Genomic DNA, 18,639 nt, shown 5'->3' on the forward strand with positions numbered 1-18,639 from the left:
GCACATGGCAACCGTCGTGGTGTACCTGTGGGTGACCCCGGAAAGTGCTGGTTTGAAGCCGCGCTCGCGGGCCAAGCACGGCGTGTCGCCGCAGGTGGAAGGGGGTGTCCGAGGGGTGACCGATGGTCACTGGTCGGCGCGAAGGTGTGGAACTCCCACTCGCCGAAAACCGGATGCGCGGATCCTGGCCCATGTCCTACCCTCGTGCTCGTGATGCAGCAACTGCTGTTCCTCTGAGGAACGACGCCTTCACCGGTACCGCGAACCGCGGCACCGGAGTTCGTTCTTCCTGCTCATCACTTCGCTGGAGGCAGTTCCTTCATGTCATCCCCTCTTTCGCCCGCGCCACTGCGCGCGGCGCACGTCCGCCTGTCCGACGTCCACCTGTCCTTCGGGGGACGGCCGGTACTCTCCGGAGTCGACCTTGTCGCCGCCGCCGGTGAGCGGGTCGCCATCGTCGGGGAGAACGGCCGTGGCAAGACCACCCTGCTCCGGGTACTCGCCGGTGAGCTGGCCGCAGACCGCGGTGAGGTGCACCGCGCGGGCACGGCCGGTGTCGCCGACCAGCAGATTCCGCTCGCGGCGACCGACACCGTCGGCGCGCTGATCGATCTCGAACTGGCCGCCGTACACGGTGCGCTGGCTCGTCTGGAGGCGGCCACCGGCGCGCTCGGCGATGGCCGTCCCGGCGCGGACGACGTCTTCGCCGCCGCGCTCGCGGAGGCCGAGGCCCTCGACGCGTGGGACGCGGACAGGCGTGTCGCGGTCTCGCTGGCCGCCTTGAACGCCGTCGACGACCGTGATCGTCCACTCGGGACACTGTCGGTCGGGCAACGCCACCGGGTGCGGCTGGCCTGCCTGCTCGGGGCCGGGCATTCCGTCCTGTTGCTCGAAGAGCCGACCAACCACCTGGACGCCGCCGGGCTCGATCACCTCACCGAACGGCTGCGTGCCCACCCTGGCGTGGTCGTCCTGGTCAGTCACGACCGGGCGTTGCTCGCGGACGTGGCCACCACGGTGATCGACCTCGATCCGTCGAGCGACGAGCGGCCACGGGTCTACGGAGGTGGCTACGCCGCCTATGTCGAGGCCCGCCGAGCCGAACGGGCTCGCTGGGAGACGTCGCACGCCGAGCAGATCGCCGAGCGGCAGCGGCTCGCGGACGACCTGTCGTCGGCTCAGAACCGGCTGCGCGACAACTGGCGGCCGCCCAAGGGCACCGGCAGGCATGTCCGCGTGACCCGCGCGCCGGGGCTGGTCAGGGCGGTCCACCGGCGGCAGGAGGAACTGGCCGGGCACGTGGTGGCGGTCCCGCCACCGCCCGCCAGGTTCGCCATGCCCGAGCTACCGGGCGGGCGTACGGCGATGGAACTCTACGACGAACAGCTCGCCAGGGCGGGGACTCCGGGGCCGGGGCTGGGCGAACTGGGCCTGCTCGCCGGATACGACCGGCACCGGCCGGTGGCCCAGCTGTCGGTCGGCGCGCGGCGGCGGCTGGACCTGGCATTGGTGCTGGCCCGCCGCCCGCACGTGGTGCTGCTGGACGAGCCGACCAATCACCTGTCCGCCACGCTCGTCGACGAGCTGACAGTCGCGCTCGGCGCCACGCCGGCCGCGGTGGTGATCGCCACGCACGACCGGCAGTTGTCGCGGGATACGGCGTCCTGGCCGCGGCTCGCGTTGTGAGCCGTCAACCGCGGTGGGCGATGGTGTAGCGCACGGTCTGTGCGAGCACCACGCTCCCGTCGGGTTCGCGCAGTGGTTCGAGCTCCGCGAGCACGGCCTGGCGTACGGCGTCGAGGCGGTCTTCCGGGACCAGTTCCCAGAACATCCGCTGGCCGTGCGACCAGGACCAGGTGATCCAGTGCCCGGGGTCGGCGAACTTCACCGGATAGACGCGTTCCACGGACGTGACACCGGTGAAGCCCGCCGAGTCCACGGCCTGGTCGAAGCCCTCGAGGGTGGCGAACAGGCCGGATCTGATGGCGAGGGTCCAGGCCAGCTCCGGCGGTACGAACGGTTTGAACACTTCGCGCACGGCCGCCCACCGGGGATCGTCCGCGCCGAACGTGGTCATGCCCAAGCGGCCGCCCGGCTGGAGCAGGCGATGCCACGACCGCAGACCGGCGACCGGATCCGGTAGGAAGAACACCACGAAGGACGCGAGGACCACATCGAAGCAGGCGTCGGCCAGCGTCGGTTCTTGGGCGTCCATAAGGGAAACCGAGGCATTGGCCAGCCCGCGGTCCTCGATGTCCTTCGCGGTGCGCTCGATCATCGCGGAGGAAAGGTCGATGCCCTGCACCGATCCGCCCGCGCCGACCCGCTCGGCCGCCGGGAACAACACCGCGCCACGTCCGCAGCCGACGTCCAGCACCCGCTCACCGGGGGCGACCCCGGCGCGATCGAGCAGTTCGCGCGCGAACGCGCCGAAGAAGTCGACGCCGAGGGCGTCGTAGGTTTTCGCCGTCCGGTCGAACAGCTGCGCCATCGCCTGCCGGGTATACGCGCTCATGCGCAGGACGATGACCCGGCGGAATGCCGTTGTCAAAGGAAGGGCCGGGATTTGTCATCCCGTGCCGATCGGCGGCGACGCGAGCGCTGAGCTGCCGGCTAGAAGGCTCGGGACAACTGGGAGAGGACGATCAAGCCGCAGATGATCAGGTTCTTGACCTTGTGGTCGACCAGGATGGCCACGAATTCGCGGATGGTGGCGCTCGGCCAGAAGTACCAGGCCGTCGGCGACCCGATGACCTGGCCGTGCACCTTGGCGCGGCGGGCGACGAGGGCGGCGCGGAGCACGTGGAAGTTGTTCGTGACCACTGTGCACCGATAGTCCGCCTTCTCCCGCTTCATGATCTCGGCGCTGAAAGTAAGATTCTCGAACGTCGTCCGAGACTGATCTTCCAGGCGGATCCGCTCCCTCGGCAGCCCGGTCTCGACCAGATAATCGGCCATGGCATGGGATTCCGGCAGGTCCTCGTCAGGACCTTGCCCGCCCGACGTGACCACCATCGTCTCCCGGCCACGGCGAGCCTCCGCGTCCACGACGCGTTTGGCCCGCTTCAGGCGGCTGGCCAGCAGCGGCGGCACCTGGTGGCCGTCCAGCAGCCCCGAGCCCAGCACCACGATGAAGTCCACGCCCTTCTCGGGGCCGATACGGCCGTAGACGATCGAGTACAGGAGGAAGCAGACGAAGAGGAACGAGACGTAGACGATGATTCCGTTGAGACTGCCCCTGAGGATGTCGAGCGGCTCCCAGGCCAGTTGCGTGACCGTGGCGTTGAACACGATCAGCAGGCAGATGCCGACCCCGGTCAGCAGCGACAGCACGTTGGCGAGCCGGCGTCCCTCGCGGCGGAGCATGGTGATCCCGTTGCAGATCAGGAAGACCGTCAACGCGAGGGTCGTCGGCACGATCAGCAGGACCACCCCCAACGTGACCACGCCCGCCGCGTCGGGCGACACCGAGGCGAGCAGCGCGATGAGGGTGATGCCGAGGAACAGGAGCGCGAAGAAGAGGTAGAAGCCGTTCCGTAGCTGGCGTCGGTCGCGGAGGAAGCTCACCAGGAACGCCGCGCAGCACAGTGCCGCGATGGCGAAGGGAATTGCGGCGGCCTTCACGAGATCTCCAGCCTTCGGACTATGCGAGCACTCATGTATCGGCACGCGGTGCGGCGGCATTGAAGCACACGGTAGCGGCGCTGGTGGCGACGACGGTCGGCGGGTCGGCTTTCCTTGCCCGACAGGGGGAAACGGTGTAGCCGCTTGACTCGGGATGGCCGGTGCGTCGGCGACAGTCTCACCCTCGGCATGGTCGGGATCCAGCGGAGTTACCGCGCCCGCTGGACCGGCCGCTCGTCCCACACCGGTTCCATCGTCTCCCGCACCTTCCCCTCGGTGCCGAACACGAGGAACCGGTCGAAGGATCGCGCGAACCACCGGTCGTGCGTCACCGCCACCGTGGTTCCTTCGTACGCTTCCCGTGCCTGCTGCAACGCTTCCGCCGAGGCGAGGTCGAGGTTGTCGGTCGGCTCGTCGAGCACCCCGGCCCGCCACTGATGGTCACCGAGCCGCCGTCGGGCTTGAGTTCGAGCGCGCAGACGGCTCCGGCGATCGCGCAACGCAATATCTCCGGTAAGGTCGGTGACGTGGAGCGAACCTACTTCGGCGTGCGGCTCAAGCTGATGCTTGCGCTGTTCCTGCCCGAGTTGTTCGTCGTCCTCCCGGTCGTCGGCGGGGTCAACCCGCTGAGCCTGGTCACCGCGCTGACGGCGTCGGTGGCGGTCGCCAACCCGCTCGGGCTGGCCGCCGCCTTGACCGCGTCGCTCGCCGTCATCCTGCTCGCGCTCGCGGCGCATCTCCGGCTGGAGCCGACGGCCGCCGCGATGAAGGTGCGCGCCATCAGCCTGCGCGAACGCGCGCAGTTGTTCTTGAGCCTGCGCGATCCCGACGCGCGCGGCCGCGTCCGGCCACGCGCTCCGTCACGGGGCATCGTGGCTGCCTGACTTCTCCTCGTTCGAAGGTGAGGCAGTCACTCCTGCCCACGCACCTTCAAACGACGGAGTGACCTGGTCATGTTCGATGCCTTTCTCTACCCTGTTTCCGCGATTCTCTGGTTCTGGCACAAGGTTTTCGGCGCCGTGGCGAGCCAGGACTCAGGCGTGGCCTGGGTGCTTTCCATCGCGTTCCTCGTCTTCACCCTGCGTCTCCTGCTGGTCAAACCCGCGCTGGGCGCGCTGCGCGCGGGCCGCCGCACACAGGCACTCGCCCCGCAGCTGCAGAAGATCAAGGAGAAATACGGCAAGGATCGCCAGCGGATGGCGAAGGAGATCCAAAAACTGCACGCCGACAACGGTTCCAGTCCGCTGGGCGGCTGCCTGCCGGCGCTGGTCCAGCTGCCGGTGTTTCTCTCGCTGTACTGGGTACTGCGTGATTTCACCCCGGATGCCCAGTCGAACCACGTGTTCGATCGTGCCGGGGTGGAGTCGTTCCTGAACGCCGACCTGTTCGGCGCGAAGCTCGGCAACTGGCTTTCGCAACCGGCGACGGAGCTGGCCGCGTTCGGCACCGACCACGCCCATATGATCGCCGTCGGGGTACCGCTGATGCTGATCGCGAGCCTGGCCACGTTCTTCTCGATGCGCTCGAGCCTCACCCGGCAGACCACGACCGCTCCGCAGGCAGCGGGGATCGCCAAGCTGATGATGTACCTGGCGCCGCTCGGGATGCTGGTCTCGGGTTCGTTCTTCCCGGTGCCGATCGGTGTCCTGCTGTACTTCCTGCCACCAACGGGTGGACGTTGGGGCAGCAGCATTTCCTCACCAAGGTCGTCGACAGGGAAGAGGCGGCCCGGAAGGTGGCGAAGCCCAAGGTGACGGGTCCTCGGCCCGGGCAGAAACCCCAGCGGCGCTAGTGTCCTGAGTCCTGCTGCTTGGGCCCTCCTGCGTCACCGGGTGGCGTCCCAGGCGTGCTCAGGAGCACGCGAGTGCGGCGAACGGGCCGGTCACCGAGGTGGTCACCGTGCCGTCACCAGATGCGTACTTCGTAAACCCGGACGGTGCCGGAGAAGCCGACGCCCTGCCAATAGCCGAGGTTCGACGATTCGTAGCGGCCATTGCGTTCGTAGTTGACCGTCACCTTGTTGTTGCCCGAGAAGATGTTGTAGACGCCGCCGATATCGGTGCCCGTGACACCCGAGTTGGCGAAGCACCTGTTGGTGCCCATTCCGTTTCCGAACGAAATGTCCAGCTTCACGAAGTCATCCCGATTTCCACAGCTGACCTGACCGATGGCGAAGGCGCTCGCCGGAACGGCCACGAACAGTCCGAGTGCGGCGGTGCCTACGACCGCAAGCCTCTTGAGACCATTTCGCATTATGGCTGTATTTCCTTTCTCGCATGGATGGTCACCTCTCTCGCTTCGTTGGCCGCGAAGGGTGGAACAAATCGAAAATGGGTTCTCGGTGCTTTCCGGTGCTCGAGAGCGAGCTTATCTTCCCGTGCGCGGCACGGAATGAAACGTCCGTGACGCTGCCTGTTTCGTGTTCTGTCGTTGCCCGAAGAGGCAGGAGGGGTGTGACCATGACCTCAGTCCGAGGACGGAAAAGGTCCAAGAACTGTTCGGTACCGGCGTGTCGGGCAAAGCTTGATCAGGAATCATCTCGCTCTGCCTGGGAACTGTTCCCTGGCGGGTGGGTGTTCCCGGCGCCGTCCGGCGCCGGGAACGCGTTGCCGCGGGTCAGCGCTTCCGCAGGTAACGGCCCGTCAGCGACGCGGGGTCCTCGGCCAGCGCCGACGGCGCGCCCTCGAACACGACCGTCCCGCCGTCGTGACCCGCGCCCGGCCCGATGTCGATGACGTGGTCCGCGTGCGCGATCACGCGCTGGTTGTGTTCGATCAGGACGAGGGTCGCGCCGTCGTCGACGAGGTCGTCGCAGAGCGCGAGGAGCCTGTCGACGTCGCTGCCGTGCAGCCCGGCGGTGGGTTCGTCGAGGACGAGGCGCAAGTCGGCCGCGGGGCCCGCGTCGGCGAGGTGGCGGGCGAGGAGGAGCCGTTGCCGTTCGCCACCGGACAAGGTGTCGAGGCTCTGTCCGATCGTCAGGTAGCCGAGGCCGACCTTCTCCAGCCACAGCAGCCGCCGCGCGATGGGGGAGTCCTCGCCGAACAGGGCGGCGGCATCCGCGGGGTTCATCGCCATGACGTCGGCGATGGTGCGGCCGTTCAGCCGGGCGGCGAGCGTGTCCGGATTGAACCGGGTGCCGCCGCAGGCGTCGCAGCCGGTTTGGACGTCGTCGAGGAACGCCAGGTCGGTGATGATGACGCCCTTGCCCTTGCAGACGGGGCAAGCTCCCCGGCCGTTGGCACTGAACCACGACGGATGCTTCCCGGTCGCCTTGCCGAAGGTGTCGCGGATGGGTTCGGCGACGCCGATCACCGTCGCGGGGGTGGAGCGGATGCGGCCGCGCAGCGGAGCCTGTTCGACGACGACGAAATCGGGATGCCGCCGGGGGAGTTCGTCCGCGATCAGGGTGCTCTTGCCGGAGCCGGCGACCCCCGAGACGACGGTCAGGACGCCGAGCGGCACGTCGACGGTGACGTCACGAAGGTTGTGACTGCTCGCGCCGGAGATCGTCACGGTTCCCCGGGCGGTGCGAGTCCGCTGCCGGAAGCGAAGCGGAGCACGCAGGACCCTGCCGGTTTCGGTGCCCGTCGCGGCGAGTTCGCCCGGACCGCCTTCGAACTGGACGCGACCGCCGTCGGCGCCGCCGGCGGGTCCGAGGTCGATGACGTGGTCGGCGGCTGCGATGACCGCGGGGTGGTGTTCGACCACGAGGATCGTGTTGTGCGCGTCGCGGAGTTCGGCCAGCAGTTCGAGCAACCGGTGCACGTCATGCGGGTGAAGGCCGGTGCTGGGCTCGTCGAACACGTAGCAGACGTCGCTGAGCGCGCTGCTGAGGTGACGGACGATCTTGACACGCTGGGCTTCGCCGCCGGACAGCGTCCTCGATTCCCTCGACAGGCTGAGATAGCCGAGGCCGACGGAATCCAGTGCGTCGAGGCGTTCCCGGATCGCCTCCACCAGCGGCGCCACAGCCGGATCGCGTACGCTCGCGACGACCTCGCGCAGGTTGCCCACCGGCAGCGCCGACCAGTCCGCGATGGACTGCCCGTCGATCAGGCTTTTCCTGGCCGCCTCGGCGAGGCGGGTCCCCGCGCAGTCCGGGCAGGTGCCGCGGGTGACGACTTCGGCGAGCCCTTCCTGCTCCTCGGTGGTGAGGCGTGAGGGCGTCTTGCGCAGATACGAATCCCTCAGCCGCGGAAGGATTCCGTCGAACATGCCGTGCTTGGGATACTCGGAGCCGGGGTCGTCGAGGGATAGTCCTTCGGCGTGCAGCAGGGTTTCGACCTTCGCCGCAGGCAACCGGCCCAACGGGACATCCGGGTCGACGAGTCCGGAGTGGACGAGCCGCTTCCACCGGTAAGTCCCAGGGGCGAACGTCGGGAAGCGTACGGCGCCTTCGCGCAGGCTCCGCGCGGGGTCGAGCAGCCGGTCGAGATCGATGTCGTCGACCACGCCGAGCCCTTCGCACCGCGGGCACATCCCGCTGGGATCGTTGAACGAATAGGCGGGCGAGAATCCGGCGCCCGGCTCTCCGAGGCGGGAGAACAGCAGGCGCAGCAACGGCGCGATGTCGCTCGCCGTGCCCACCGTGGACCGCGTGTTCCCGGTGAACCGCCGTTGATCCACGATCGTGGTGAAGACCAGCCCGTCGATCCGGTCGACGTCGGGGGGCGGATGCTGGGGGAGCCGGTTCCGGACGAAGGCGGGATAGGTTCCGGTGACCAAACGTTCGGCTTCGGCAGCGATCGTGTCGAAGGCCAACGACGACTTTCCCGAACCCGAGACGCCGGTGAACACCGTCAGCTTGTGCTTCGGCACCCGCACCGACACCTCGCGGAGGTTGTGCGTCCGGGCTCCTTCCACGGTGATCCACTGGCCGCGTTCAGTCCGTACTTTCGCCATGAAGCCAGGCTACGATGAGATGTGGCCGGTTTGCGGCCACAATTATCTCAAGGTGGGAGGCGCCGTGACGGCACCACGAGAACGGATGCTGCGGCTGCTGTCACTCCTGCAGACCGGCCGCCAGTGGCCCGCCGCCGAACTCGCGACGGCCATGGAAGTCCCGCCGCGCACGCTTCGCCGGGACATCGACCACCTCCGCACTCTGGGCTATCCCGTGGAGAGCGCCCGCGGTCCGGGTGGCAACTACCGTCTCGTCGCGGGCGGCGCGCTGCCGCCGCTCATGCTGGAACACGACGAGGCGATCGCCACCGTGCTCGGGCTGCGCCTCGCCGCGGCGGGCGGAACCGGCATCGACTTCACCGCCGAATCGGCGGACCGCGCCGCCGCGAAACTCCGCCGCGTCCTCCCGGCGGCCCTGCGCCGGCGGACCGACGAAATGCTCGCCGCGGTCGAGTTCGGAAGCGGTGAACAGGCGCGGGTCGCCCCTGACGTCCTGAACGTCCTCGCCGCGGCGATCGCGGCTCGCCGATGCATCGAGTTCGCGTATACGGCGAAAGGGGGCCCGTCGTCCCGGACAGTCGAGCCAATGCGCCTCGTCCAGCTCGGTAAGCGGTGGTATCTCTACGCGTGGGACCTCGGCCGGCGGGATTGGCGGAGTTTCCGGCTCGACCGGATCACCGCGCCGAAGACGACCGAGGTGGCGTTCGAGCCTCGTGCCCTGCCCGTCGACGACGTCGCGGCGCATCTCCAAGAACGCTTCCACAGCCCGAAATCGCTCCGGGTCACGCTGACCCTGCACGTCGGCGCGAGTGAGGCCGCGGCCCGTCTCCACCGGATCGACGGGAGTTTCGAAGCCCTCGGCGACCACCGCTGCCGGTATGTCGCGTATGTGGATTCGTTCGAATGGCTGGCCGTCGTCCTGACCCTGACCGACATCGGCTTCACCGTGGAGGAGCCGGTCGAGTTCGGCGAGTACCTCGCGCGGACGGGGCGGCGCCTGCTGCGGGGGACCGAGCCCGGCACCTCGTGAGTGTTAAGGACAATTCTCTCGAGAATTAGGGCAAAGCGTGTCTCGCTGCCCCCAATGTGGCACTGGGGACATCAGGCCTGCGGTGTGTCGTGCCGCGTGAAGGCCTCCTTCCCTGCTTTGAGGGTCAGGGTCTCGGCAAAGTCGCGGAGCCGCTGGTCACCGCTGGTGGTAAGCCGGGCTTGACATCGCTAGTGCCTGCCAGGGCCGAGTGGGGAGGTGGGACCTTGGACGTCCGAACTCTCCCCCGCTCGGACGTGTGCCGGAGGGGCATGTCCCTGAACCTCTGTTGAGCAAGCTCCGCACCCGGTGCGACCTCGAGACGATGTAGTCCTTGATCGGCCTGCTGATCTTCACCGGAGTCGGGTTCGGCGCCGCGGGGTCTCTTTCGCCACTGGCCACGATGGGGCTGGCGTCGCTCATCATGGCTCCTGCGGTGGGTCACCAACGGCAGCCGTCCGGGCAAGATCACTCGCTGACGGGCCGGCTGGCCTCAGGCGTCACCCGCCTGGGGCCACTGCTGGCCGCGGCTCCAGGAGTCCAGCACCATCAGGGTCTTCGTCCCCGTCACCTGGTGATGCCGCCGGATCTCGTCGATGGTGTGCTGCAGGTGGCCCATGTCCCGCACCCGCAGCCAGACGAGCGCGTCGGGGTCACCCGCGATGGTGAACACGGCCTGGGCTTCCGGCATCCGGGTGGTCGTCCGGACGATCTCGCCGACCTTGGTGGTCCCGGTGAACCGCAGTTCGGTGAACGCCTCGATGGCCCAGCCGAGTTTGGCGTGGTCGATCTGGACGGTGTAGCCGACGATGACGCCGTTCTCCTGCATGCGGTCGATGCGGCGTTTGACCGCGGCGGTGGACAGCGTGACGCGGGCCCCGATGTCGCCGAGGGTGCGCCGGGCGTCTTCCCGCAGGAGTTCGAGGATTTCGCGATCGGTCTCGTCGATGAGCTGGTCCGCCATGAGCCGGATGGTACGCAGACGCAACAGATATCGGCCAGTGGTGAGGATGGGCTGGATATTTTGCGCGATCGATGTCAATAGACTTCCGCTTGTTGCGGCGACCCGGGAGTTCGGGTCTTCTGTCGTGACATCACGTGGGGGTGCCGAAGGAGGCAGGTCGGTGGAGCAGTTCACGTTGGAGGACCGGTATCTACGGGAAGACGGCACCGTCTACCTCAGCGGGGTACAGGCGCTGGTCAGGATGCTGTTCGACCGGGTGCGGCACGACCGCGCCGCCGGTGCGTCCCCGGCGGTGTTCGTCTCCGGCTACGAGGGGTCCCCGCTGGCCGGGTACGACCTCGAACTCGGCCGACGGTCGGTCCTGCTCGACAACCACGACGTCGTGCACCGCCCTGGCCTGAACGAGGAACTCGCCGCGACGGCGGTGATGGGCAGCCAGCTGACCGCGTCGGTCGGCTCGTCGCCCGGCGGGGTCACCGGGTTCTGGTACGGCAAGGCACCCGGTCTGGACCGGGCGACGGACGCTTTGCGGCACGCCAACCTCGCGGGCACCGATCCGGCGGGCGGCGCGGTGGCGCTGGTCGGCGACGATCCGAACGCCAAGTCGTCCTCGGTGCCCTGTGCCTCCGAACTCGCGCTGGCCGACCTGTCCATGCCGGTGTTCTTCCCGTCCGACTCCCAGGACGTGCTGGACTTCGGCCTGCACGCCGTGGAACTGTCCCGGGCGAGCGGGCTGTGGTCGTCGATGAAACTGGTGGCGAACGTGGCCGACGCCGCGAGCACCGCCCACGTCCGGCCACAGTGGACGCCGCCGGAGCTGGCGCTGCCCGCCTATCGGCATAAGCCCAGTTCCCGGCTGCTCGGCACCACGCTGATGGCGCTCGAACGCAGTCTCTACACCGAACGCCTGCCGCTGGCCGTCGAATACGTTCGCGCGAGCGGAGTCAACCGGATCGTCCAGGAAGGACCCGCGGACCGCGTCGGCATCGTCACCGCCGGAAAGTCCTATCTGGACCTGATGCAGGCGTTGCGGTTGCTCGGCCTGGACTCCGACGCGTTGTCCCGGCACGGGATCCGGATCCTCAAACTCGGCGTCATCCATCCGCTCGAACCGTCGATCATCCGCCGGTTCGCGGACGGCCTCGCCGAGATCGTCGTGGTGGAGGAGAAGCGTTCCTTCGTCGAATCGGCGATCAAGGAGGTGCTCTACGGTACCGCCGGAGCGCCGGCCGTCCACGGCAAGACCGGCCCGGACGGCCGCACGCTGTGCACCGAACTCGGCGAACTCGACCCGGACGCCGTCGCCAGGGTGCTGGCCGGACGGTTGACCGCGCACCACGAGATCCCGTCGGTGACCGCGTGGCGGGGACAACGGCGGCGTGAGCGCATCTCGGTGCCGTTGCTGACCAGGACGCCGTACTTCTGTTCCGGCTGCCCGCACAACTCCTCGACCAAGGTGCCAGAGGGAACCGTGGTGGGCGGCGGCATCGGCTGTCACGCCATGGCGCTGTTCATGGAACCAGAACAGGTCGGCGACGTCGTCGGACTGACGCAGATGGGCGGCGAGGGCGCGCAGTGGCTCGGGATGGAGCCGTTCGTCGAGACCTCGCATTTCGTGCAGAACATCGGCGACGGCACCTTCACCCATTCCGGCAGCCTGGCGGTGCGGGCTGCGGTGGCCGCCGGGGTGAACATCACCTACAAGATCCTCTACAACGCGACCGTCGCGATGACGGGCGGCCAGGACGCCGTCGGCGGCCTCCCGGTGGAGCGGCTGGCGTCGCTCCTGCTGGTCGAAGGCGTCGCCAGGGTGGTCATCACCAGTGACGAGCCGAAGCGGTTCCGCGGCGTCCGCCTGCCCGACGGTGTGGAGGTCCGGCATCGCGACGAACTGCTGCGTACCCAAGAGGAACTGGCGGCCGTTCCCGGGGTGACGGTGCTCATCCACGACCAGGAATGCGCCGCGGAGAAGCGCCGCAAACGACGTCGCGGCAAGCTGGCCACCCCGGCGGCCAAGGTCGTGATCAACGAGCGGGTGTGCGAGGGGTGCGGCGACTGCGGTGAGAAGTCGAACTGCCTGTCGGTGCAGCCGGTCAGCACCGAGTTCGGTCGCAAGACCACGATCCATCAGTCCTCGTGCAATGTGGACTATTCGTGCCTGGCGGGGGACTGTCCCTCGTTCATGACGGTGGTGCCCACCGGGCGGAAGCAGCGGCGGCGGATGGGGGAGATCACCGCGGCCGAGCTGCCCGAGCCCGAGACCGCAGGCACCGACTTCACCGTGCGGATCACCGGGGTCGGCGGGACCGGCGTGGTCACCGTCGCGCAGATCCTCGCCACCGCCGCCGTGCTCGAAGGCAGGCAGGTCCGGACGCTGGATCAGACCGGGCTCGCGCAGAAGGGCGGCGCCGTCGTCTCGGATCTGAAGATCACCGCCGAGCCGACCCCGCAGGCCCCGAAACTCGCGGCCGGGGAATGCGATCTTTACCTGGCCTGTGACGTCCTCGTCGGCGCGGACCCGGTGCATCTGACGGTCGCGGATGCCGGCCGTACCACCGCGGTGGTCTCCACGACCGAGGTGCCGACCGGCCGGATGGTCGTCGACACCACCGTGTCCTTCCCCGACGCGGCGACCGTGCGGGGCGCGATCTCGGAGAACGCGGCGCGAACCGTGGTGATCGACGCCCGCGCGCTGGCGGAGACCCTGTTCGACGACGACCAGTTCGCCAACATCCTGCAGCTCGGCGCGGCCCACCAGACCGGCGCCATCCCGCTGGACGCGGCCAGCCTGGAACGCGCGATCGAACTCAACGGGGTCGCGGTCGCGGGCAATCTGCAGGCTTTCCGGCGCGGCAGGCAGCTCGTCGCCGATCCCGACGGACTGCACGCGGCGGTCACGCCTCCCGCCGTCGCCGCGATCCCGGCCCCGTCGGAGGCCACTCTCCGTACCCGCGCGCTCGTGCACGCCGAGCCGGGTTCGGAACTCGCGCGCCTGCTGGACATCCGCGTTCCCGAACTCGTTCAGTACCAGGACATTCGCTACGCGCGGGAGTACGCCGAGTTCGTCGAACGCGTCCGAGTGCTGGAAGGGGACTCGACCACCGTCACCGAAGCGGTGGCGCGCAACCTGCACAAGTTGATGGCCTATAAGGACGAATACGAGGTCGCGCGGCTTTCGCTCGACCCCACCGTGCTCGCGGGGATCGAGGCGGAGTTCGGCGTGGGCAGCCGCTACGCCTACCGGCTGCACCCGCCTGTTCTCCGCGCACTCGGGATGAAGCGGAAGATCGCACTGGGTAAGGGTTTCCGTCCGGTATTCGTCGCATTGCGCGCCGCGCGGAAACTGCGTGGCACGCGCTGGGACCCGTTCGGCAGGGCAGGGGTCCGGCAGGTGGAACGGGAGCTCGTCGTTCAGTACCGGGAGACGATCCTCGCCGCTTTCGGCACCGTGGACGCCGATCGCGGCAGGCTGCTGGCCTTGGCCGAGCTGCCCGATCTGGTTCGCGGCTACGAAGACGTGAAATTGGCGAACGTCGAGGCTTACCGCCGGGAACAGTCGGCGCTCCTCGCCGAACTCGTGCCGGGAGACAGGCTCAGCGTAAGCGGGTGAGTAGGCCCGTCGGCACTGAAGCCGGAGATGTCGGCACTGCGGGATATTGAGAGGTGAAGCAAAGGTCTCGTGTTCGAGTGCGGTGCCGGTCACCGGTTCCGCTGCCGGACCGCGACCCTCACTGTGTGGATTTTGGGACGTCAGATGACCCAAAATCCACACAGTCCCTATCTTCACACACCCGCATCCGACGCCACCTTACGGCGTCTGCACCTGCTGATCAGTGACCTGGATGGGCGGCGACATCGCCGGCGACACCAGAGATGTCGCCGCCGTCAGTCCCCGTCCAGTCCCAAGAGGACGGTGAGGCCGCGCAGGCAGTCCTCGAAGACCGGCTCCAGGTCGGTGTAGGCGAAGTCGAGTTGGTGCAGGACTTCCATGCACAGCAGGCCGTACAACCGAGTCCAGCAGGTCAGGAAGACGTACGCGGCCTCCGGGGGGAGACGCGCTTCGATGGTGGCGGAGTAGGCGGTCAGCTGCTTGCGGAGCGCCGGGGAAAGATCGGCCGGATCGGGTACCGGGAAAGGCCGGGTCCGCCACAGTTCGGCGGTCAGTTCGAGCAGGACGAGTTCGAACCGTTGCCCGGCCTCGTGCCGGGGTGAGCTCTGATCCAGGTCGGACGGGGTGATCGGGCTGGCGAAGATCCAGCCGAACTCGGCCGGATTGGTGATCGCCCAGGTGCGCATGGCCCGGCACACCTCGAGGATGCGACGGCCGGTCGGCGCATCGGCGTCGACGTCGCGGGCCTGTTCCAAGGCGGCGGTCAGTTCGCGGAAGAAGTCGGCGGTCACGGCACCGATCAGCTCGTCGTGACCCGCGTAGTAGTGGTACAGCGCGGGGCCGCTCATGCCGACCTGCCGGGCGACCGCGTTGATGGTCACCGCGGCCGATCCCTGCTCGACCAGCAGGGTGCGCACGGCCGCGTGGATTTCCTTCAGCGCGTCCTGGCGCCTTCTCTCCCGCCTGCTGCTCGGGCTGTCCGCCATCGCCGCCTCATCTCGTCGCACTGTTGACATCCTAGAGCACCTATGTTTCCTTAATGACTCTAAGATAGCCTAGAGCCATTAAGGAGATCTCGTGGAGTGTTGGTGCGGCCGATGAAGGTGACCATCGTGGGCGGCGGTATCGGCGGACTGACCGCCGCAGTCGCGTTCCATCAGCGCGGCTGGGAGGTCGAGGTTCTCGAGCGCGCACCCGAATTCACCGAGCTCGGGGCGGGGCTTTCGATCCAGCCCAACGCCCTGCGCGCGCTGGACGCACTCGGTCTGGGTGATCGTCTTCGCTCCGGCGGACTGGCCGACCCGTTCGCGGGTGTCCGCCGTGCGAATGGGCGATGGCTGTTCCGCAACGACGTCGCCGACCTGAAGCACCGGTTCGGCCAATGGGCGACCGTGCACCGCGCCGACCTGATCGACCTGCTCGTCGAGGCCCTGCCCGCGCGGGCGCTGCGGCCCGGCACCGACGTGCGTGAGGTGCGGCCCGACGGCGTCGTCGTGCACAGCGGTGGCACCGCCGCCGCCGACCTGGTCGTGGGCGCCGACGGTGTGCACAGTGCGACCCGGCGGTCCCTGTGGCCCGATGTACGCGGACCGCGCTACGTCGGGTACACCACTTGGCGCTTCATAGTCCCTCCGCACCCGATCACCGGAAGCGTAGAAACCTGGGGCCGTGGCGAACGGTTCGGGCACCTTCCGATGCCTGACGGCCGCGTCTATTGCTACCTGATGGCCAACGCCCCCATCCGTTCGCGCACCGGTCTGGACCAGCTACGCGAGCGGTTCGCGGGCTGGCACGATCCCATTCCCGTACTGCTGGCGGCGGCGCGGGAGGACACGGTGTCGCAGCACGACAGCCACCAGCTGCCGGAGTTGCCCACCTACGTGTCCGGCACGGTCGCTCTTCTCGGCGACGCCGCTCATGCCATGACGCCCAACCTCGGGCAGGGCGCGTGTCAGGCACTCGAGGACGCCGTCACGCTCGCTCTCGCCGTCGACACGCTCGGCGTGCCCGCGGGTCTGGAGGAATACGACCGTTCCCGTCGGCCGCGGACGCAGATGATCGCCCGCCGCTCCCTTCAAGTCGGGGCTCCCGCGCACTGGACTTTCCCGCCATTGATCGCCCTACGCGACGCAGTGCTTCCTCGCCTGCCCAGATCCTTCTTCGAGCGCTCACTCGTCCCCGCTTACACCTGGACTATCTGACAAACCGTCGTCGGAGTGATCACGATGACTTTCCGGCTGCTGGACGCGCCCGTGGTGAAGGAAACACTGGCGAAGTCGCCGGGCGTGCCGGCGGTGATCACGTCGGGATGGTTCTTCGACGAGGTCGTGCGCAACAGCGCGGTCGCGGATCCGGCGACGTTCCGTCAGGTGCGGGTGGTGGTGAAGGAGACCGCGGCGGTGGCGTGGGTCAGCCGTCCGGACCATCCCTGTCCAGCTGATCACGAAGTGCCTGCCGTCACCCCGCCGAAGCAGGCGGAACCGGAACGGGACGGCGGGGCGGTCACGATGACCGCGACCTCGTCGGACAGCGGCACGGTGTATCAGGCCGCGCGCGACCAGGAAAGTTCGCGGGCCTGGTCGGGGGTCCATGATCGTCCACCACCGTTGCAGGCTTGGCGCAGCTCGGGCATGTCTTTCCCTTTCGGAGGAAGACAGGATGCCAGTTATGGCAGAGGCTTTTGGCCACTGTTACTGCGCGTGGCAGCGTATCCGGCGGCGAAGAAGAACGGCCCGAGCCCGTTTGCAGGAGCCAGGTCATCGGCGTAAGCGACAGCGGGCTCTCAAGGTGCAGCGCGGTCGGCTGGTACACATCGCTGACCACGCCTTATCGAATCGACGTGTCAACGACGGTGCCGTGGTGTGCGTTGGCGATCGCCGGTAGCCGGCTTGCTGGCCGCGGACGTCGTCCGACTATCCGGCCGCTCAGACCCCGGCGTCCTGCTTCCGGCCGCGGCAGTCGCGATCGGTTTCTTCGCGTTTCGAGGAATTCATTCGCTACGTGAAGGAATCCAGGTTCAAACTCCAGCGCCATTCGTCTGCGGCTCCGGTGACGTTTTCGACAGCGGCGGTCCGGCCTATGTCCGGAGGTGCATGGTGTTGCGTCTTGGTGTTCCGGTGGGGTCGAGGTAGGCGGGGGCGGTGAATTCGGGGAGTCCGTCTTGGGCGATCTGGACTTTCCATTCGCTGTGGTGGATCAACCGGTGATGCTTGGTGCACAACAGAACCAGGTTGTCGATCTTTGTTTCCCCGTGGTGGCGCCAGAAAACAAGATGATGTGCCGTGCAGCGCGGCACCGGCATATCGCAGCCTGGAAAGGTGCAACCGCCATCGCGGATGGTCAACGCATACTTTTGAGCCAGGGACACGGTGCGTTTGGAGCGGCCGATGTCGAGGGGTTCCCCTGCGGTGCCGAGGACTCCGGGACGGACGCGAGCATCGCAGGCGAGGATTCTCGCATCGGTGGCACTGATCGGTCCCACCAGATCCAGGTGTGCTTCACCGATATCCCGGATGAGGTCTTCGTAGGACATGGTGACCAGAATGTGGGTGGCCTCGCCCGCTTGGCCGGGAAGATTGCGGCTGGTGGTTTTCAAGCGCACATAGTCGGTGAAGGCGTCGCCGTAGCGTTCGTCTTGGGTGCGGGAGTCCCGGATCCCGTCGATGGCCTTGTGGGGTTTGGCCATCGGATCGAGGTCGGACTTCAACCGCGCATACGTCTCCAGGTCAAGTCTCGCCTTGAGACCGAGGCTGCCGTCGCGGTGTTTGACGAAACGTAGTTCGGGCCGGGTGTCTTTGGGGTCTTCGTTGCGGGGTTCTTTGCCGTCGGGGTCGAGATGGTCGAGCAGACGACGTCCGGCCTTGGCGATTTCCCGGGGTCCGGCCCGGCGGGCGAGGGCGACGAGCGTCATCTCCCCGGCGCGGACACCGTCGTCGGGGACAGTGGAGGGGATACGGGCGAGGACGCGGATGATGGCGTCGATTTGCCGACCGCCGATCGCGCCCTCCGCGGCGGCTTCAGCGGTCAACGGTGCCAGCGGCGGGACCGGGGCACCGTCGACGGATACCCCGGGGTGCAGTGCGAGGACTCGGTCGGCGCGGTCGTCGGCGTCGCCCTTGATGAGGTGGAAGTCCTCACCGATCAACGCCGACAACGTCGAATGCCCGCTGCATCCACGAATGCCCCGGGTATTCAGTTCCGCCAGTATCGAGTCCTGCTCGAAATCCAGCTGGCGTTTGAGGACCTCGTTTTCCTGTTTTCGGGCGTGCAGCGTCGCAGTATCGGCACGCCACCATTCGGTGCGTGCTGCCTGGGGACTGTTTTCGCTGGCCACGTGATCAACATTACTCGCATTCGAACAAGTGTGCTAGTGGTTATTTATGTGACGAGCCCAGGTGTATCTCTCACCCGAAAGGGGGCAAAGTGCGACGAGAGCGAATACGCACGGAAACGGTTCGCCATTTTGTGGGCCCGTAAGCGAACCCGCCTAGTGTCGCGTGATCGACACATCCC

At 67.7% G+C, this 18,639-nt stretch carries 14 protein-coding genes and 1 pseudogene; 7 read left to right on the forward strand and 8 right to left on the reverse strand.

The features are described 5' to 3' along the window. Positions 1–321 precede the first annotated feature (321 nt). Complete coding sequence (locus ACM6LU_RS25610; RefSeq protein ID WP_414940310.1) at positions 322–1,686, forward strand: ATP-binding cassette domain-containing protein; 1,365 nt, start codon at positions 322–324, stop codon at positions 1,684–1,686. A gap of 4 nt (positions 1,687–1,690) precedes the next feature. On the opposite strand, the gene ACM6LU_RS25615 is transcribed toward ACM6LU_RS25610, so the two are convergent. From ACM6LU_RS25615 to ACM6LU_RS25625, 3 genes and pseudogenes are all read right to left on the reverse strand, one after another. Then, complete coding sequence (locus tag ACM6LU_RS25615) at positions 1,691–2,515, reverse strand: class I SAM-dependent methyltransferase (RefSeq protein WP_414940311.1); 825 nt, start codon at positions 2,513–2,515, stop codon at positions 1,691–1,693. A gap of 98 nt (positions 2,516–2,613) precedes the next feature. After that, complete coding sequence (locus ACM6LU_RS25620) at positions 2,614–3,624, reverse strand: ElyC/SanA/YdcF family protein (protein WP_414940312.1); 1,011 nt, start codon at positions 3,622–3,624, stop codon at positions 2,614–2,616. A 209-nt stretch (positions 3,625–3,833) separates the two neighbouring features. Beyond that, positions 3,834–4,046: pseudogene (locus tag ACM6LU_RS25625) on the reverse strand (ABC transporter ATP-binding protein); the annotation flags it as partial. Positions 4,047–4,151: 105 nt separating this feature from the next. Here ACM6LU_RS25625 and ACM6LU_RS25630 point away from each other — a divergent pair. Together ACM6LU_RS25630 and yidC are read left to right on the forward strand one after the other, a co-directional pair. Next, positions 4,152–4,508, forward strand: coding sequence for a DUF6412 domain-containing protein (locus tag ACM6LU_RS25630; RefSeq protein WP_414940313.1), 357 nt, complete (start codon positions 4,152–4,154; stop codon positions 4,506–4,508). A 69-nt stretch (positions 4,509–4,577) separates the two neighbouring features. Beyond that, positions 4,578–5,378: a membrane protein insertase YidC gene (gene yidC, locus ACM6LU_RS25635; protein ID WP_414940314.1), complete on the forward strand. Its 801-nt coding sequence runs from the start codon at positions 4,578–4,580 to the stop codon at positions 5,376–5,378. 151 nt (positions 5,379–5,529) lie between these two features. Here yidC and ACM6LU_RS25640 read toward each other — a convergent pair whose 3' ends face one another. Continuing rightward, positions 5,530–5,820, reverse strand: a complete 291-nt coding sequence (locus ACM6LU_RS25640; RefSeq protein ID WP_414940315.1) for a beta/gamma crystallin domain-containing protein — start codon at positions 5,818–5,820, stop codon at positions 5,530–5,532. Between the two features lie 420 nt (positions 5,821–6,240). Further along, the gene (locus ACM6LU_RS25645; RefSeq protein WP_414940316.1) at positions 6,241–8,526 is read right to left on the reverse strand and encodes an excinuclease ABC subunit UvrA; all 2,286 of its coding nucleotides are present in this window, start codon (positions 8,524–8,526) and stop codon (positions 6,241–6,243) included. A 64-nt stretch (positions 8,527–8,590) separates the two neighbouring features. Here ACM6LU_RS25645 and ACM6LU_RS25650 point away from each other — a divergent pair, with 64 nt between their 5' ends. Continuing rightward, positions 8,591–9,556 carry a helix-turn-helix transcriptional regulator gene (locus ACM6LU_RS25650; protein ID WP_414940317.1) on the forward strand — a complete coding sequence of 322 codons (966 nt, stop codon included), beginning with the start codon at positions 8,591–8,593 and terminating at the stop codon, positions 9,554–9,556. 490 nt (positions 9,557–10,046) lie between these two features. Here ACM6LU_RS25650 and ACM6LU_RS25655 read toward each other — a convergent pair whose 3' ends face one another. Next, entirely contained in the window at positions 10,047–10,517 is a 471-nt protein-coding gene (locus ACM6LU_RS25655; protein WP_414940318.1) for an Lrp/AsnC family transcriptional regulator, read from the reverse strand. A 160-nt stretch (positions 10,518–10,677) separates the two neighbouring features. On the opposite strand from ACM6LU_RS25655, the gene ACM6LU_RS25660 reads away from it, so the two are divergent. Continuing rightward, positions 10,678–14,127: an indolepyruvate ferredoxin oxidoreductase family protein gene (locus ACM6LU_RS25660; RefSeq protein ID WP_414940319.1), complete on the forward strand. Its 3,450-nt coding sequence runs from the start codon at positions 10,678–10,680 to the stop codon at positions 14,125–14,127. 275 nt (positions 14,128–14,402) lie between these two features. Here the strand turns inward: ACM6LU_RS25660 and ACM6LU_RS25665 are convergent, their stop codons facing one another. Then, on the reverse strand, positions 14,403–15,134 hold the full coding sequence (locus tag ACM6LU_RS25665) for a TetR/AcrR family transcriptional regulator (protein ID WP_414940320.1): 732 nt from the start codon (positions 15,132–15,134) through the stop codon (positions 14,403–14,405). Positions 15,135–15,224: 90 nt separating this feature from the next. Between ACM6LU_RS25665 and ACM6LU_RS25670 the strand changes: the two genes are divergently transcribed. Both ACM6LU_RS25670 and ACM6LU_RS25675 read left to right on the forward strand, forming a co-directional pair. Beyond that, positions 15,225–16,328 carry an FAD-dependent monooxygenase gene (locus tag ACM6LU_RS25670; RefSeq protein WP_414940321.1) on the forward strand — a complete coding sequence of 368 codons (1,104 nt, stop codon included), beginning with the start codon at positions 15,225–15,227 and terminating at the stop codon, positions 16,326–16,328. 15 nt (positions 16,329–16,343) lie between these two features. Then, positions 16,344–16,895 carry a hypothetical protein gene (locus tag ACM6LU_RS25675; protein ID WP_414940322.1) on the forward strand — a complete coding sequence of 184 codons (552 nt, stop codon included), beginning with the start codon at positions 16,344–16,346 and terminating at the stop codon, positions 16,893–16,895. A 308-nt stretch (positions 16,896–17,203) separates the two neighbouring features. On the opposite strand, the gene ACM6LU_RS25680 is transcribed toward ACM6LU_RS25675, so the two are convergent. Next, positions 17,204–18,460 (reverse strand): DUF222 domain-containing protein, encoded by a 1,257-nt coding sequence (locus tag ACM6LU_RS25680; protein ID WP_414940323.1) that lies wholly within the window; start codon positions 18,458–18,460, stop codon positions 17,204–17,206. Positions 18,461–18,639: the final 179 nt, after the last annotated feature.

This window comes from Amycolatopsis sp. cmx-11-51, assembly GCF_047608665.1.
In the GTDB taxonomy this organism is placed as follows: Bacteria; Actinomycetota; Actinomycetes; order Mycobacteriales; family Pseudonocardiaceae; genus Amycolatopsis.

Coding starts and splice junctions, on each gene's coding strand:
- yidC (WP_414940314.1), top strand. CDS start 4,578: ATGTTCGATGCCTTTCTCTACCCTGTTTCCGCGATTCTCTGGTTCTGG.
- ACM6LU_RS25655 (WP_414940318.1), bottom strand. CDS start 10,517: ATGGCGGACCAGCTCATCGACGAGACCGATCGCGAAATCCTCGAACTC.
- ACM6LU_RS25615 (WP_414940311.1), bottom strand. CDS start 2,515: ATGAGCGCGTATACCCGGCAGGCGATGGCGCAGCTGTTCGACCGGACG.
- ACM6LU_RS25645 (WP_414940316.1), bottom strand. CDS start 8,526: ATGGCGAAAGTACGGACTGAACGCGGCCAGTGGATCACCGTGGAAGGA.
- ACM6LU_RS25610 (WP_414940310.1), top strand. CDS start 322: ATGTCATCCCCTCTTTCGCCCGCGCCACTGCGCGCGGCGCACGTCCGC.
- ACM6LU_RS25670 (WP_414940321.1), top strand. CDS start 15,225: ATGAAGGTGACCATCGTGGGCGGCGGTATCGGCGGACTGACCGCCGCA.